This window comes from Streptomyces sp. NPDC050610, from assembly GCF_040654875.1.
In the GTDB taxonomy this organism is placed as follows: Bacteria; Actinomycetota; Actinomycetes; order Streptomycetales; family Streptomycetaceae; genus Streptomyces.
Genome location: NZ_JBFAIV010000025.1, coordinates 113,100 through 128,213 on the forward strand (window position 1 = coordinate 113,100; position 15,114 = coordinate 128,213).

Sequence of the window (15,114 nt, forward strand, 5' to 3'; positions counted from 1 at the left end):
GCGCCCGCCGTGCGATCAGCGGTGTCACCAGTCAAAGAGGAACAAGCTCAGCGGTCGATCGGGAGCACATGATCCAGGCCGCTCTCGCGCAAGATCTGCTGGATCGTGTCGTCCAGGGTGCTGGCCGTGTCGATGACGGTCTCCAGGGCGTCGGGCAGCAGGTCCTTCTTGCGGTACCAGTCGCGCAGGTGGCCCTCGTTGACGTGTGCCAGGTACTCGGCGTCGGGTTTCGTCGCGTGCCTGAGCACCGTCTCCTCGAAGGGCACGTGGAGGTAGTAGCACCGTGTGATGCCCCGGTGGGCGCGCACCAGGCCCTGAAGCATCGCGCCGTAGCGGTCGGCGTACAGGATGCCTTCGACAACGACGTGGAAGCCGTGGTCCAGGGCGTAGCGGGCGGTGAGGTCGATCAGGCCGATGTTCGCGGCTCCGGGCCGGTCGCGTTCGCGGAGCACGGTCCGGCGCAGGTTGTCCTGGGCGACGATCGCGAGGTTGCGGCCGAAGTTCTCGCGCAGGCCGGCGGCGACGGACGACTTGCCCGAGGCGCTGTTGCCTCGGAGCATGATCAGGCGCGTGTCTTGGGTTCCCACCACGCCCGGCGAGGTTTCAGTCATGTCCCATGCTCAGGTGGAGCCGGGTGTCGTGGAAGTGTTCCCAGTTCATGACCAGGCGGAAGCGCCGATGCGCCTCCAGCCGTTCCGCCTCGGCCGGTTCCTGACCGCGCCGCACCTGGGCGTCGCCGGAGGCCACGAACTCCGCGAGGGCGATGCGGACATCGTCAGCACCCTGGCCGGTGGCGGCCGCCAGACGGTCCAAGGAGGTGAGAATCTCCTGCGGTTCGCCCAGATCCTCGACCAGATAGGTGAGGAGCCCGTCGACGAGCGGGCCGGTGCGCATCGTCCACCGGTTCCGGTCGAGCCGCTTGGCGAGGCCGGCATCCAGGGGCAGCAGGTCACCGGGCAACGGCAAAGCGGCGGGCATCGACCACAGGGTGCCGTCCGGCGTCTCCGTATGGCGCGCCAGGCCCCACGTCAGGTAGAGCTCGGACAGGTCCCGCACGGTCGTGGGCACCGGGAAGCCGGCGACCGTGAGCATGGTGGCGAACTGCTCCCAGCGGTTCGCCTCGGACGCTTCGCGTCCCTCCGGCGCCTCCTCGTAGTCCCACTCCTCATCGGGCCACGAGAAAGTGAGCGCCCCGTCGAGGTCGCCACCGATCATGTCCCAGTGGCCGTCGCAGATCTCCTGCAGGAGGTCATCCAGAGATCCCGTGAAATCGGGCTGACTCGCGGTCCCGATCAGCAGGGTCAGCGGGAAGCCCTGGCGGGGCAGGACGTGCTCCCAGCCCGACATCCACCAGTCGTGGTGCATCGCCATGTCCCGGCGCGGACCGGGCACAGACGGGTTCTCAGTCATTTGCAGCTCTTCTTCGAAGGACAGCCAACGCTTGCAGCGTACGCATGGTGAAGCGGGGGGTGTTCCTACTCCGGCAGGAGTCGCGCAACGGGTTGCGGTCCCAGCACTTCACGCTCTCCGGCAGGCCCGCTCGCCGGGCCTCGCCAGCCGCACTGCGCCAAACCGGTGGTCTCCCACGAGGTCGAGGAACGCCCCAAAACAGCCTGATGCAGCCGGGGCAGCGGCGTGAGTCGTACGTCATCCAGAGGGCCGTGTCTCGTTACCCGCTACAAGCGCCGTGCTGGGTGCATGGTCAAGCCTGCGGGAGGCGACAGGTGATCCTGTTCAACATCGAGTGCGCGGTGTTCGAAATCGACGGGGTGGTGTTGGAGCGGCGGTTCGATGCTCCGCTCACCGCGCTGGCGGGAGAGACCGAGTCGGGCAAGAGCACGCTGCTGGAAGCCCTGTAGTGGACGCCAGGCGTCGAGGGCATGACCTTGATGCGTGCTGTCACGCTGTGCAGCCGTGTCGGTTTTACGGCCCGCGTCGGAAACTCACGGTGGCGGATCACCCGCAGCACGGCGGCCCCGGCAGAGGACGTGTCCTTTACCAACGAGACGCTGGGTGTCGAGGAGCGCCACCCGGTCAAGCGCAGCGAGTCCCGCCGGTCCGCTGCCGATGTCTTCCAGGACTTCCTCGGTATCCCGCGACTCGGCGCGGGGCGCACCTGCGTCACTCTGGAGCTGCTGATCCCGTGGATCTACGCACGCCAGCGGAACCTGCCCAACGACTACCTCGACGGGCAGGGCAAGGAACAGCGGATCGCGGTGGGGCGAGTGCTGCTGGGCGCCGATGACGAGACGGTTGATGCACTGCGCCAGGAGGCCGGCAGCAAGGCGAAGGAGTGGCGGTCGGCGAACAACAGGGTGAAGAAGATTCTGCGCGACCGCGAGGAGCGCGAACTGCCGTCCGTCGAAGACCTTCAGCGCCGTGCCGCCCAATGGACCGCACAGCACCGGGAGGCATCCGACACAGCCGGTCAGGCCGGTACGGCACTCAGCCGCCTGCACACCGAACTCACGGCGCTTCAGCAGAAGGTCGCTGTGGCGGAGGGAACACGTCGCAGTGCTCGTGCGGCCGCCGACGACCGGGAGCGGACGGCGCGCCTGCTGGAGGGGGCTGCGGCCGAGGCCCAGGGGACGACTGTCCGGTGTGCCGACGCTTCGACGAAAAGCGTCAGCAGCGTGTCGAGCAGTTCCAGGAGCGGATGTCCCGGGCGCAGCAGGTTGCCGAGCGGGCCCGTGACGCCGCCCGTCGTACGACGCAGGCCGCTGATGACGCCCGCTGCCGGGCCGGGGACGCCGATCGGGCCGTGGTGGAGGCTTCGGCCGCCGCGCAGGCCTTCGCCCAGGACGTGATTGCGCCGCAGCAGCAAGTGATGGTCGAGGCCGAAGCCGTCGCGCGGGAGCCGGCCTCGCGGCTTGAGCAGAACGCCGAGCACCTTCGGGAGCTCGCAGAGCTGACCGAGCTGCGCGAGCAGTTGCCGCAGTTGGAGAAGGACAAGGAGACTGCCGGGGCTGCGTACACCGCTGCGCGGCAGGACACTGACCTGATGGTGAAGCAGGCCACCGACCGGTGGTCCGATCACCTGTTGCGGCGGATGCGGGACTGCGACCCGGAGGTCACCACCGCCTCCGTCAGCCCGGACGACTTCTCCGTCACCGTCAACGGCGGCGCGTTCGACTCACGAGTCGTCGCCGGGCACGGCAGGGCCCGGACCAATATCAGCGTTCTGCTGGCGCTGCGCGACACCGCGCGGGAAGTCCCCGCGATGCCGGTACCGCAGTTCCTGATCGTCGACGGCCCCTTCACCGGCCTCGGCAGCAGTCCCAAGGACCAGCGGACCGGAGGTGCCCTGCTCAACGGCCTGACGGACCTGGCCACCTCCGAACATCCCGCGGGCAGCGGCGGGCAGGTCATCATCGCCTGCACCGAACTGCGCGGCTCCCCCGGGCCAGCCGTCCGAGAAATCCGTACCGCCTGGCGGACGGCGCGATCCCGGGCCTGCCACCGCGCCAACCCGACACGGCATGACACCGCAACGCCAGCGACGTGTCCTGCCGAGAGCGCCTGGGCACTCGCTCCGGCCTCGCCCAGCAGTTTCGCGCTGCGCCGTCCCCGGACCTGGCCGAGCAAGGCCGCCGGAACCGCCTGGGGGCTTTCCGGACTCGCCTTCCTGCTCTTCGGCGGACTGAACTACTTCACCCGCATTGGACTCATCGTCAACACCATGTGAGTCCTCACGGGCGGAAGCCGCCCTGTTCAAGCCCAGAAATCAGCCCACGCACGGGCAGCCTCGGCGACTTCTTCGATCCCCGTGACGCCGTACGCCCGCCAGTCCTCCCACGACCGTGCCTCGGCCTCGGTGAGCACCCGCACGCCCCGGCGGGGGGCCTCGGCGAAGACCGGAATGGCCGAAGCCTGCTCCGCCGCCTGCTTAGGGGTCTGCTTCCCGTCCAGGACCAGCCGGAAGCCCCACAGGGCCGCGTCGACCCAGCCCGGCCCCCGTGCCGCCCATGCCCAGTCGACCAGCCACGCTCGGTAGCCAGCGACGAGGAAATTCGTCGCCGCGGGGTCGGCGTGCACGAGCCGGTCTCCGTGGAGCAGCGGTTCGTCCCTGGCATCGCAGTAGTAGCCCCACCGATCCCACGCCGCCATCAGCCCGGCCTCCGGGGCGGGCCAGGTGCTCAGGGCCCGCAGTACCGCCGCCACGGGCTCCAGGTGGCCTCCGTCGGACTTGAAGTCAGCCCACGGGGTCGCGGTGACGCCCTCGAAGCCCAGCAGCCGCCACCCGCCCGCCGACACGCGCCACAGCAGCCTCGGGGCGAACTCGGGCAAGAAGGGGTTGACCCTCGCCTCCGCCTCCAGCTCGCCGACGCGTTCGTGGTCGGCGGGGAGGCCCTTGACGAAGACCTTGCCGCCGTCCGGGAGAAACAGGAGCGCGGCGACACCGGAGCTCTCCCCCGTGGCCATGTCGGCCCTCGGGCATCCCGCACCCACCCGGTCCTCCACGGCAGCGCGCGCCTCGCCGGGGAGCCCGTCGAAGGAGAGCCGCTCGACGCGCACGGTCAGGCTCCCGGCCTCGGAGGATTCGGCGGGAAGGGAGGATTCTTATCCGGCCCCGGACCACTGGGCGGGCGCCCCGGCGGCGGCTGGGAAGGAGGGCGGGCGGGAGGCTTCCGCGCTTCGCTCGTCATGGGCGCAGCGTAACCCCCGACACATCCTCAGTCGCTGCACTTTGACGAACCTGACGCAATACCTGGCATAGGCGAAACCAAGAACCATTCCCCTAGGGAATATGCCAAAGCGCAATAGAGTGAGCTATCGATCCAGGATCGCTCAGGCCAGGACTGCAAAAATCATCGGAATAGCCCCTAGCGTCGCACAGAAAAATATCGCTTTCCGTGCGTAAACCTTGGATACTCTTCCCCTACAAACACGAGGTGAGCCGACCGTGGATCGTAGGTTATCCGGACCTCATCCCCGACTTTAAGGCACTTTCGCTTGGCGCGAAGCGCCACCGTCGCATTCTCTCCAGCGACAGGCTTGCGCCGGAGCAGATGCGAATACTCTCCCGGCCACTTCTCCACACCTCTACAGCGAGCAGAAACGGTTACCTGCCGCCTATAAGACAAGGTATTGGACACGCCGAGAGCCACCCCCACGACCAACCAGCCAACGCCCGTAAAGAAAACGATCCAGCGACCAGCCTCCGGAATATCCGGAAAGGCGAGTGCGATCATGAAACACCAACTCTCCCAAGGAGAGGGCAAATTGCGGGGACAGCGTAAGCCTTGAGGTAACCACGCCAGTTCAGCTGCCACACAACCGTGCCCTCGGAGCGCGGTGTGTCCGCTCTTCTGCCGCCCTCCGCCGCGGTGGCTCCGGCGGAGGTGGCGGCGGCCGCGCTGGCGGCCTTGCGGAGCGTTCCCGTGCAGATTGGCGTGTTCCAGGCCGCCGCGGCCCTCCTCGACGAGGTGGCGGATGCCGGCGAGGAAGACGACGCGCGGCGCCGGGCTACCGCGGAGACCGTGGCACTGCTACGGGCCGCAATGGACCGGGAGAGCTGAGGGCGCGGCGCCGCACGCTGAACGGCTGCTGACGAAGTGGGCGGCCATCGCGGCGCTCGCCGCGGAGCAGATCGCGGCCGGGCCTCGTGGCGAGGGTGACGGTCTCCGAAGGTAAACGGCGGGCGGGGCGGAGGGCGTGTGTCAGTGCCGGATGGCGTGGTCGAGGATGGCGCACATCCGCCCCAGCTCACCGTCCTGGAGCACGCTCCGCGGTTCGAGGGAGCGGAGCGAAGATACCCGCAGTCATGCCGGCCGACCAGATCAGCAGCCGAGCCCGGACCTACGCTGCGACGTCTCCGCCCTGGTCACGGCCGCGCGGGCGGAGCACTACCTGCGTGGGGTGGTTCAGGGTCTGCCGAGCATGGTGCGGACCGCGGCGTCGACCAGGGTCCGGTGGGCGGCTGCGGCCTTGGGTGCGGCCAGGCCGAAGATCGTGGTGGTCAGTACGGAGAGGGTACGGCGGCCGGTGCGGTCGGTGTAGGTCTCGCTGGAGTAGCCGGGAGCCTGACCGTCATGCCCCCACACGGTGCCGCACGGGAAGACGATCTTCCGCAGCCCGAGCCCGTAGCCGTCGCCGTTCGGCTTCGCGGGGTCTTCCGGGACGGTGGTGAGCATCTGCCGCAGTTGGGCGGGCGGCAGCAGTTGTCCGGACACCAGCGCGGCGTCGAAGCGGGCCCAGTCGCGGGCACTTGAGACGATTCCTCCGGCGGCCCACAGGGTGCTGGTGTTGATCGCGGTGGTGTCGACGCGGTCGCCGCGGGCGGGCCCGGCGAACGCGGTCCCCGGCGGGGCGCCCGGGGGCAGGAGCGGCGCCAGGTGGGCGGCGTCGGGTTCGTACCCGTGCGCCAGGCGCCGACCCGGATGGTGACCGGTGGGCAGGAGGGTGTGCTCAAGCCCCAGGGGCCCGGCGATCCGCCGCTCGATCAGGTCGGCCAGACGCTCCCCGGTGACATTCTCCAGGACCAGGCCGAGAGCGGTGTAGTTGGTGTTGCTGTAGGAGAAGCGACCGCCCGGGGGGAACAGCGGATCGTGCCGGACGCCCGCGGCGAGCAGTTCGCCCGGCGCCCACGGGCGGGGGTCCTGGCCGGTGAAGGCTTTGAGGACAGCGGGATCGTCGAGGTAGTCGAACAGGCCGCTGGTGTGGTTGAGCAGCATCCTCAAAGTGATCGCCCGGCCGTTCGGGACAAGGCCCGGCAGCCACCGCTCCACCGCGTCCCCCAGCGCCACGCGCCGTGCGGCGGCCAGTTGCAGGGCCAGTGTGGCGACCATGGTCTTGGAGTTGGACCCCATCCGGAACGCGTCCCCGCCCGTGAGCCGATGATCGGGCCGGGTCCAGGCCGCCTGCCGGGCGATCTCGACAACCGGCCGCCGCCCGTGCCCCACCCGCACGATCACTCCCGGCACGCCGGCGTCCACGACCCGCTGCGCCAGATCGGCCAGGTGCACCGGGCCCGTCACCGCCTCGGCCCGGCCCGCCGCGCGGGCCGGTTCCGCTGGTGAGGCCACGGCCGTGCTCACACCGGCCCCGGCACTCGGGATGAGGGCGGCGGCCAGGGCCAGCACGGTTCGGCGCCGGGGGCGCACCCCCTCGATGTCTTCGGTCATGGCAGGGACCCCTCTGCACGGTGTTCACGTCGGTACCACCACTGTCCTGGCACCGGCCAGGGAAGGCACGGGTGCTGAGAGGCGTATGCGCGGGGGCCTAGAACCAGTTGGGGAAGGGCCTTCCCCCTGATGTTGGCCACGGGCTATGCGGCTTGTGCCAGCGTAGTTCTCCGGGGCGCCGCGAGCGTGCGGTCCGGCCATGACGGCCGACGGCACCGCCTGCGTGGTGATGCCGCGGAGCAGGAACCGGCGCACCCCGGCCACCACATTCTGGACCGCGGGCCGGCTGTCGGACAGGCTTCGCGCCGGCCCCGCCGGCACCAGCCTGGGCCCGGCAGTCCGTTCGAGGGGAGACCCGGTCGGCATACCACGCTGCCTCCCGGAGGTTCGCTCCGTAGAAGGCCCGGCCCGCTCAGAAACAAGGGCTCATCCTCCTTGTCCCACTCGCAGGACGGCCGGGTTGCGGTGGCCACTTCCAGGCGCTCACCGCCCTACCCGCAGCCGCGGGTGCGCCCCCGCGTTGCACAGCGGCCGGGCGCACGATCCCGGTTTGTCGCGTGGGTTCGGACGGTTGGGTCTGCTGTCGTTGAGCTTCTTGATATCGGCCTCGCTGAGACCAAGACCGACGCTCTGAGCGAGACTCGGAATCGTCCGGAATCACCGACAAGGGCATCTCCGGCGCGGCCGAGGTCTCCACGGGCGGGCGGGCCATGGTCGAGGGGCACGCCGAGTACGGGCATGTGGGTGTCTACGAGCGGGCGACTGGATTCGCCGGCCGCGAAAGCCAGGTCAGTGCTGGAACAGGCCCGGCGCGAAGGCGTTCGCCGGGGCGAAGGTCAGCGGCACCAGCGGCGCAGAGGTCGCGGGAATCGGTGTTGGCACGACAGCCGAGGGGTGGGCCGGTGCAGGTGCGGAGGCCAAGTGGACTTTCGGCAAGGCCGACGACGGAAAGTTTCACATCGGCGGCAAGGTGGGCATCTCCCCCGCTCTCGGCGGCTCAGTGGGCCTGGAGATCACGGTTGATCCCGGAAAGGTGGTCGAGGCCGTAAGCGATGCGGTCGACGAGGTGGGGACGCAGCCGACGCTGTCGGCGACTTCGCCGGCTCGGTCAAAGACACCATCACCAGCTATTTTTGATGCACACTCCCGTAGGAGTAGGAGGGAGCCGAGATCCCCGCGACACTGCCGGTGCCGATCGAATTTCGACTGCCGGAGGGCTGGCGAGCGGCGCCCGCGGACCAAGTGGGTGCTCAGGGCGTGGCCTTCATCGCACTGCACCCGCAGCCGGATGCCGGGTTCACTGCCAACATCACCATCGACGGCGAGTACCGGCCGGACGCGGCAACACTGTCCGACATCGCCGATGAGCCGGTACGGCGCTGGCGCGAGGTCGCCGAGTCCGTAACGGTGACCGACCGCCGCGACATCGGCTCCCCGGCCGCACCCGGCCTGACACAGAAGCTGACCTTCACGGCCGTCGCCGGGGGCGTGCGGCGCGACCTGCCCCAGTCCCATGTCTATCTGTCCATGCTGGACGTCGACGACCCGCATGAGCGGGCAGTCATCCGGCTGGTCCTGACCGCCGCGGCGACCCAGCACGATGCAGTCCCGGGAGACTTCCAGGACTTCCTGCGCACGGTTCGCCCAGACACCGCAGCGCAGTCCTGACCGCTCCGTGGACGCGAGAGATTTGTGCGGGGAGCCGGACCTCCATAGGTTGACCGGATGGGCCTTTTCGACAAGCTGACCGGTACCAAACGCCCCGGCAACGGTGCCGTACCGCGTTCCGCTGAGGAAGTCCGGGCAGCACTGCTCGGGCTCAACGGGCCGGACGTGCCCTACGTCGTACGCTATGGCGGCCCAGAGGGTGCCAGCCTGGTCGCGGAGTGGCGGATCCAGGAGCCCGCCTGGCAGACCTTCTTTGCCCGCACCCAGGTGAGCCTGGCCCTTCAGGTACGGATGCGGCTGGTCCCCGCGGACCACACGGTCCGGGCCCTCGACCGCCAGTGGCAGGTCACCTGGGCCGGGGACACACCCGAACTGGCGCTGTCGGCTGAGGCCTCCCGCGGACAGGTCACCATGGTCTCCCGGCGCTGGACGATCGGACGGGGTGCCGAAGGGGGCCTTGAGGCAACGGAGACGTTCCGCTTCGACAGCTCGGAGCTCAAGGACCCCCTGCAAGACGCGGTCCTCGCAGCAGGATGGACCTGGCGTGGAGCGGTATACAGCAAACTGTGACTGAGCCAGGCCGGGAACAGCCACTCCTGTCCGCAGCCGCAGCCGCAGCCGCAGCCGCAGCCGCAGCCGCAGCCGCAGCCGCAGCCGCAGTGGATGGTGTGGTCGTGGCTGCTCATCAGTGGCTCGCACACGAGACGGGAGTGACAGGACACCTCCGGCCTCACCATGGGGTCCAGGGACATCATCAGTGAGGCAGCGTGACGAGCCCCTTTTCATAGGCGGTGACGACGAGCTGGCCCCGGTCCCGGGCGCCCAGTTTGGTGAGCAGCCGTGACACGTGCGACCTGGCGATGGCCACCGTGATGAAGAGGTCCTCCGCGATCTCGGTGTTCGACCGTCCGCTTCCGGCCAGGGTCAGCACTTCCCGTTCTCGTTCGGTGGTGCCCTCGACTGGCCGTGAGGAGCGTTCCGGGACAACTTCGGAACGCCCGACGAAGTCGGCGATCAGACGGCGCGTCACACCCGGCGCGAGCAGTGCGTCGCCGGCGGCGACCACGCGGACCGCAGCGAGGATGTCGTCCAGCGCCATGCCCTTGACCATGAAGCCGCTCGTGCCGGCCCGGAGCGCGCCGTAGACGTAGTCGTCCTCATCGAAGGTGGTCAGGACGAGGACGCGGGTCGTCGCCGGACCAGCCATGATCAGGCGGGTGGCCTCGATCCCGTCCATGCCGGGCATCCGGATATCCATCACCACGACGTCGGGGTTCACCTCCCTGACCAGCTGGACCGCCTCAGCACCGGTGCAGGCCTCACCGACGACATCCAGATCGGGATGATCGGCCATGAGTACGCGCAGACCGGACCGCACCAGCGGCTGGTCATCGGCAAGCACGACCCGAACCATCATCGGGCCTCCACCGGCACTCCGACGGGTGCGGGCAGCGGCAGCCTGGCCGCCACCCGGAAGCCGCCCTCGGGGCGCGGCCCGGCGCAGAGGTGACCGCCCAGTAGGCCGACCCGCTTCCGCATCCCGATGATGCCGAAGCCGCGGGCCGAGTTGTCACCGGTGGCGCCGCGCCCGTCGTCGACGACTTCCATGGACAGTTCCTCGTTTCTGTAGTCGATGGCCACCCGGTGTCGGTGTACAAGTGGACGTGCACCACCTCGTACGAATGAAAGTGCACCGTTGTTGATGCGGTGAAGTGTGTTGGCTGTGAGCCTGCTGCTGTCCGTTCTGGGTGGCAGGGAGGCGGCTGACGGTGGTCTTGGACCCGCATCGCTGGCTGGAGTTGAGGCGGTTTCGTCCGCTGTTCGAGTCCGGCGCGATGAGTCTGCGGGATATCGCGAAGGAGACCGGGCTGAACCGTCGCACGGTCAGCAAGTACTTGCAGGGTGGGGCATCTGCCGCGCCGCCGCAGCGAACCGTGGACGGTCAGCGGTATCGGCGGGTGGTGGACGAGGTCGCACCGCTGATCGACGCGATGCTCAGGGCCGAGGTGCTGCTGAAGGCATCGGTGATCCACGAACGCCTGGTCCACGAGTACGCGGTCAGCATCAACTATCAGCGGGTGAAGATCTATCTGCAGGAGGCCAGGCCGCGGATCGCGGAGGAACTGGGCATCAGCCCGGGTGAGCTGGCGGGTCTGCACCGACGCTTCGAAGTCGTTCCGGGAGCTCAGGCCCAGGTGGACTGGGGGGATGAGGGCAAAATCCTCGCCCATGTCGGGATCCCGAAGGTCTATTCCTTCCACATGACGCTGTCGTACTCGCGCGATCCGTTCTGCTGCTTCACTACCAGCCAGGACCTGGCGACTTTCTTCGACTGCCACCGCCAGGCGTTCGTGCACTTCGGCGGGGTGCCGATGAGCATCGTCTATGACCGCACCAAGACGGTCGTGCGCCGGCACGTCGCCCCCGGCGAGGCGGTTCCTCTGCACCCGGAGGCGGTCGCCTTCGCCGGCCACTACGACTTCGACCCCGATGTGCTGGCCGCCTATCGCCCCACCGGGAAGGGGCGAGTCGAGCGGCAGGTCCTGATCGTCCGTGATCACGTCCTGGCCGGTCGGGCGTTTTCCTCCGTCGAGGAGCTGAACGCCGCCTTCGCGGCCTGGGTGCCGCTGCGGCGGGCCAAGGTCCACGGCACCCACGGCGAAGTCATCGGGCACCGGGCCGCACGCGATCATGCAGCCCTGCGGCCGCTGCCCGAAACTCCGTATGTGGTCGCCCAGCGGCATCTGCGGCACGTCGGCAAGGACTGCCTGGTCGCCTTCGACGCGAACCTCTACTCTGTGCCGGCCCGCAAGGTCCGACCCCGCCAACTGGTCGAGGTCCGTGCCACGAAGTCGCAGATCACCCTGCACGACCCCGTCGGGCAGACACTGCTGGCCGCCCATGCGCGGGCGGTCGGCCGCGGCGCCCGCGTCGTGGACGAGATGCACTGGGATGGCCTGCCCACCGGCGCCGGACGCCGCGTCACCACCGGCGACGCCGTGGCGCCACCCCGCCGCAACCAGCCGCTCGGGCCGGACGCCGGCCCGCTGCAGGCTCTGCTGAACCGGGCTGCCGCCGCCCACATCGAGGTCGGCCGCCGCCCGTTGTCGGTCTATGACGAGCTGACCGGCACCCGCCCCTTCGCCTCCCCTTCCAAGGACGCCCGTTGAGCGAGTTGACCAGCACCCGCATCCGCACCACCTCCGCCAAGCTGGGTCTGCACCACCTGGCCGAGTCCCTGAACCAGTACATTCAGCGGGCGGATGAGGCCAAGATGGGCTATCTCGACTTGCTCGACGTGGTGCTGTCCGAGGAACTCGCCGTCCGCGACGACCGGCGCTTCCGCAACGGGCTGCGGACCTCGAAGCTGCCGCACCACAAGACGCTGGAGGACTACGACTTCTCTTTCCAGCCCGAACTTGACCCGCGCAAGATCAAAGACCTGGCCACCCTCTCCTTTATCGAGGACAAGGCCAACGTCGCTCTGCTCGGGCCGCCCGGGGTCGGCAAGACGCACATCGCCGTCGCACTGGCCGTCGCGGCCTGCCGGGCCGGCTACTCGATCTACTTCACCAGCCTCGACGACATGGTCCGCAGCCTCAAGGCCGCCGAAGAACACGGCCGGCTGATGAGCAAGCTCACCAGCTACCTCCGCCCCAGCGTTCTCGTGGTCGACGAGGTCGGATACCAGCCGCTGGAGCGGGCGGAGGCGAACCTGGTCTTCCAGGTCATCTCCAAGCGATATGAGAAGGGCTCGATCATCCTGACCTCGAACAAGACCTTCGGCGAGTGGGGTCAGGTCTTCGGCGACGAGGTCCTGGCCACAGCAATCCTCGACCGCCTGCTGCACCACTGCGAGGTCGTCCCGATCAATGGCAACAGCTACCGGCTCAAGAACCGTCTCCAGGCCATCGCGCGGGACACCGACGTGGCCTGAGCAGTGGTGCACACAACTTCGTACGCGGTGGTGCACTCAGACGAGTACGCGGACACCCGGCAACGCCCGGTGTCCGAGTGGCGGACCACGTTGGTCAGCGCCTCCTGGACGATGCGGTAGGCGGACAGGTCGATGTCGGCTGGCAAAGGACGCTGCTCTCCGCTGCGGCGCACGTCGACGCATATCCCCGCATCCGCGGTCGCTGCCGCCAGCCGTTCGACGTCGGCCAGTCCCGGTGAAGGTGCGAGCGGTGACTGTTCCGATGCGGTCGCGCCCAGGTCGGCCTGACGGAGCGACATCAGCGTGCGCCGAAGACCCGACAGTGTCTCCCTGCTGGTGGCCTCGATGGCGCGCAGGGCTCGCGGGCCTCCGTGGGCTGGGTGTGGATGACCCGGCTGCCCACACCGGCCTGGATGGCGATGATGCCGATGCTGTGCGCGACCATGTCATGCAGTTCCCGTGCGATCCGCAGCCTTTCGGTGGTCACGGCCTCGGCCACCTCCTGTGAACGCAGCGCCGCCGCGTGTTCACGGCGCTCGCGACTCAGCAGACCGACCGTGCAGGATGCGGCCATCGCCATGAGGGCGATCACGACGTTGACGGTCAAGCTGTCCCCGTGCGCGAAGATGCCGATGACCAGGAATTGCACGGCGAAAGATACGGCTACGGCGACGGTCGAGGTTCGCCGAGAGCAGGTGGCGACGATGAGGCCCAGGACGAGGTCCACCGCCAGAAACGACAGAAACCGGCCCTGATATCCCACCGGCAGGTCCGCATGGACGGAGCTTGGAGTGCCTGCCACCACGGCGGTGGATCCGAAGAGCGCCATTGCCAGAACCAGCAGCGGCGTCCGTCGTACCACGCCGATGAGCAGGCTCACGGCCAGCAGCGACCCGCCTCCGTGGGCCGTGCCCGACGCCCGCGGCGCGCGGACTGCTCGCCGTTCCCGCGCTCGTCGTGCTCTTCGGGGCCGACCTGCACACCGCCGCCGGAACGTCCCTGCTGTTGTTCGTCCCCAATTCGGTCGTCGGAGCCATCGTCCACCTACGCAATGGCACCGCCTCACCACCCATCAGCAGGCACCTCAGCCTCGGAGCCATCCCCGGCGCCGCCGCCGGAGCGCTCCTCGCACTGGTACTCAACAGCGTCGCCCTCGGCGTCGTGTTCGCCACCTTCGCCCTCACCATGGGCATCCGCGAGATCCTCCAACTCGCACGCCACCAACATCCGGCCGCTCACCACACCCCGCCCCGGCGCCCGTCACCACCGAATCAAGGGTCTGATACGCCGTCTCCAGCGCCCGGTGCAGCCCCGGGCTTCGCCTGCACCAGCTCCGGCACAGCGCCGTCACCCACCTCGGAGACGCCAACACCTCCGCCAACGTGATCATGGCCAAGACCGGGCACAAATCGCTGCGCAGCGTCCAGCGCCAGGTCAAAACGTCGCACACCGAGAGGCTCGCTCCGAGGACAGAGTGATCATGATCGTGGCCGCCACCGCAGGTATGAACATGACGGCCGCAATGGCGGACCATAGCCGGGTGCGGTCGTTCTTCGTGGCCGTCTGGGCCGAGGGAGCGGGGGTTGGTGACGATGTGGTCATGGCTCTATCCAACGGGGAGCCGTGCTACCGCGCGTCCGTCCGGTATACCCAGGCCGGGGCTCACGGTACTCGTGCCTCAGGCGCGTGGCACCGTCGCCAAGACACTTGCTGTCGAACGCCTGGACAGCGGATCAGGTCGAACACGGCGATACCCCATCGATGCCGGAGGCCGGGATCGCGTCGACGTAGTCGTCTATGGCCTGGTGTGTCCGGGGGCTCATCAGCCGGCCTCCACCAGAGTCTTGAGGGACCGAGGGAGCGTGGTCGGGGGCGCTGCGCCAGGACGAGCAGCTCGCGGTTGCGGCGCTGCTGCTCGGGGGTGATCGGCCGGGCCTTCGCATTGTCTCGGTGCCACAGCGGCGAGGCCGGCGGCTTCGGGTAGGCGAGGGCGTGGTCGACGTCGCGCTGGGTGCTGCTCACAGGGATTCCGGGCGAGGGGCCATAGCCGCAGGTCGGGCAGTTGCTGGAGGACCTGCGCGACCAGGTCCTCGGTGAGCTTCCAGGGCCCGAGCTGTCCGCGGGCGGGGATCGGCAGGGCGAGACCGTGGACGTCCGCGAGTTGCAGGTACCAAGTGCCGGGCTCCGCCCACGGCGTGCAGGACACGGAGCGGCGTTCGCAGGTCCGTCGGGCTGCGACGGGGCGGGATGCCGAGCCGCAACTCCACCTGCCGTCGATCCCCCGAACAGTCGGCCGGAACGCCGTGTCATGCTGGCCGACCACGGGCGACCATGATCGCCATTGCTGTCAGGGGAAGAGGACCACGATGCGAATGCCATGGCGCC

Annotated in this window: 16 protein-coding genes; 9 read left to right on the top strand and 7 right to left on the bottom strand. The window is 68.9% G+C overall.

Annotated elements, in window-relative coordinates; all coding sequences use genetic code 11:
* Nucleotides 1-47: 47 nt before the first annotated feature.
* On the bottom strand, nucleotides 48-611 hold the full coding sequence (locus tag AB0I22_RS27655) for an AAA family ATPase (protein ID WP_363133629.1): 564 nt from the start codon (nucleotides 609-611) through the stop codon (nucleotides 48-50).
* Nucleotides 604-1,410 (bottom strand): DUF6042 family protein, encoded by an 807-nt coding sequence (locus AB0I22_RS27660; protein ID WP_363133630.1) that lies wholly within the window; start codon nucleotides 1,408-1,410, stop codon nucleotides 604-606. The genes AB0I22_RS27655 and AB0I22_RS27660 overlap by 8 nt, the downstream gene beginning before the upstream one ends.
* A gap of 314 nt (nucleotides 1,411-1,724) precedes the next feature.
* Here AB0I22_RS27660 and AB0I22_RS27665 point away from each other — a divergent pair, with 314 nt between their 5' ends.
* From AB0I22_RS27665 to AB0I22_RS27675, 3 genes are all read left to right on the top strand, one after another.
* The gene (locus AB0I22_RS27665; protein WP_363133631.1) at nucleotides 1,725-1,859 is read left to right on the top strand and encodes an ATP-binding protein; all 135 of its coding nucleotides are present in this window, start codon (nucleotides 1,725-1,727) and stop codon (nucleotides 1,857-1,859) included.
* A 129-nt stretch (nucleotides 1,860-1,988) separates the two neighbouring features.
* The gene (locus AB0I22_RS27670) at nucleotides 1,989-2,807 is read left to right on the top strand and encodes a hypothetical protein (RefSeq protein WP_363133632.1); all 819 of its coding nucleotides are present in this window, start codon (nucleotides 1,989-1,991) and stop codon (nucleotides 2,805-2,807) included.
* Nucleotides 2,762-3,685 carry a hypothetical protein gene (locus tag AB0I22_RS27675; protein WP_363133633.1) on the top strand — a complete coding sequence of 308 codons (924 nt, stop codon included), beginning with the start codon at nucleotides 2,762-2,764 and terminating at the stop codon, nucleotides 3,683-3,685. The genes AB0I22_RS27670 and AB0I22_RS27675 overlap by 46 nt, the downstream gene beginning before the upstream one ends.
* A 26-nt stretch (nucleotides 3,686-3,711) precedes the next feature.
* Here the strand turns inward: AB0I22_RS27675 and AB0I22_RS27680 are convergent, their stop codons facing one another.
* Nucleotides 3,712-4,515 carry an aminoglycoside phosphotransferase gene (locus AB0I22_RS27680; protein WP_363133634.1) on the bottom strand — a complete coding sequence of 268 codons (804 nt, stop codon included), beginning with the start codon at nucleotides 4,513-4,515 and terminating at the stop codon, nucleotides 3,712-3,714.
* A 782-nt stretch (nucleotides 4,516-5,297) separates the two neighbouring features.
* Between AB0I22_RS27680 and AB0I22_RS27685 the strand changes: the two genes are divergently transcribed.
* Nucleotides 5,298-5,519, top strand: a complete 222-nt coding sequence (locus tag AB0I22_RS27685) for a hypothetical protein (RefSeq protein ID WP_363133635.1) — start codon at nucleotides 5,298-5,300, stop codon at nucleotides 5,517-5,519.
* 345 nt (nucleotides 5,520-5,864) lie between these two features.
* Here the strand turns inward: AB0I22_RS27685 and AB0I22_RS27690 are convergent, their stop codons facing one another.
* The gene (locus AB0I22_RS27690; protein WP_363133636.1) at nucleotides 5,865-7,124 is read right to left on the bottom strand and encodes a serine hydrolase domain-containing protein; all 1,260 of its coding nucleotides are present in this window, start codon (nucleotides 7,122-7,124) and stop codon (nucleotides 5,865-5,867) included.
* A 1,257-nt stretch (nucleotides 7,125-8,381) separates the two neighbouring features.
* Between AB0I22_RS27690 and AB0I22_RS27695 the strand changes: the two genes are divergently transcribed.
* Nucleotides 8,382-8,792, top strand: coding sequence for a hypothetical protein (locus tag AB0I22_RS27695; protein ID WP_363133637.1), 411 nt, complete (start codon nucleotides 8,382-8,384; stop codon nucleotides 8,790-8,792).
* A 57-nt stretch (nucleotides 8,793-8,849) separates the two neighbouring features.
* Complete coding sequence (locus AB0I22_RS27700) at nucleotides 8,850-9,362, top strand: hypothetical protein (protein ID WP_363133638.1); 513 nt, start codon at nucleotides 8,850-8,852, stop codon at nucleotides 9,360-9,362.
* 184 nt (nucleotides 9,363-9,546) lie between these two features.
* On the opposite strand, the gene AB0I22_RS27705 is transcribed toward AB0I22_RS27700, so the two are convergent.
* Both AB0I22_RS27705 and AB0I22_RS27710 read right to left on the bottom strand, forming a co-directional pair.
* Entirely contained in the window at nucleotides 9,547-10,209 is a 663-nt protein-coding gene (locus tag AB0I22_RS27705) for a response regulator transcription factor (protein WP_363133639.1), read from the bottom strand.
* A complete protein-coding gene (locus AB0I22_RS27710; protein WP_363133640.1) occupies nucleotides 10,206-10,400 on the bottom strand; it encodes a hypothetical protein in 195 nt (64 codons plus the stop codon). The genes AB0I22_RS27705 and AB0I22_RS27710 overlap by 4 nt, the downstream gene beginning before the upstream one ends.
* A gap of 161 nt (nucleotides 10,401-10,561) precedes the next feature.
* Here AB0I22_RS27710 and istA point away from each other — a divergent pair, with 161 nt between their 5' ends.
* Together istA and istB are read left to right on the top strand one after the other, a co-directional pair.
* Complete coding sequence (istA, locus tag AB0I22_RS27715; protein ID WP_363133641.1) at nucleotides 10,562-11,962, top strand: IS21 family transposase; 1,401 nt, start codon at nucleotides 10,562-10,564, stop codon at nucleotides 11,960-11,962.
* Nucleotides 11,959-12,729, top strand: a complete 771-nt coding sequence (gene istB / locus AB0I22_RS27720) for an IS21-like element helper ATPase IstB (RefSeq protein WP_363133643.1) — start codon at nucleotides 11,959-11,961, stop codon at nucleotides 12,727-12,729. Before istA ends, istB begins: the two co-directional genes overlap by 4 nt.
* A 298-nt stretch (nucleotides 12,730-13,027) precedes the next feature.
* On the opposite strand, the gene AB0I22_RS27725 is transcribed toward istB, so the two are convergent.
* Nucleotides 13,028-13,609, bottom strand: coding sequence for a histidine kinase dimerization/phosphoacceptor domain-containing protein (locus tag AB0I22_RS27725; RefSeq protein ID WP_363133644.1), 582 nt, complete (start codon nucleotides 13,607-13,609; stop codon nucleotides 13,028-13,030).
* A gap of 53 nt (nucleotides 13,610-13,662) precedes the next feature.
* Between AB0I22_RS27725 and AB0I22_RS27730 the strand changes: the two genes are divergently transcribed.
* Nucleotides 13,663-14,115 (top strand): sulfite exporter TauE/SafE family protein, encoded by a 453-nt coding sequence (locus AB0I22_RS27730; protein WP_363133652.1) that lies wholly within the window; start codon nucleotides 13,663-13,665, stop codon nucleotides 14,113-14,115.
* Nucleotides 14,116-15,114: the final 999 nt, after the last annotated feature.

Coding starts and splice junctions, on each gene's coding strand:
- AB0I22_RS27655 (WP_363133629.1), bottom strand. CDS start 611: ATGACTGAAACCTCGCCGGGCGTGGTGGGAACCCAAGACACGCGCCTG.
- AB0I22_RS27660 (WP_363133630.1), bottom strand. CDS start 1,410: ATGACTGAGAACCCGTCTGTGCCCGGTCCGCGCCGGGACATGGCGATG.
- AB0I22_RS27690 (WP_363133636.1), bottom strand. CDS start 7,124: ATGACCGAAGACATCGAGGGGGTGCGCCCCCGGCGCCGAACCGTGCTG.
- AB0I22_RS27700 (WP_363133638.1), top strand. CDS start 8,850: ATGGGCCTTTTCGACAAGCTGACCGGTACCAAACGCCCCGGCAACGGT.
- AB0I22_RS27705 (WP_363133639.1), bottom strand. CDS start 10,209: ATGATGGTTCGGGTCGTGCTTGCCGATGACCAGCCGCTGGTGCGGTCC.
- AB0I22_RS27710 (WP_363133640.1), bottom strand. CDS start 10,400: ATGGAAGTCGTCGACGACGGGCGCGGCGCCACCGGTGACAACTCGGCC.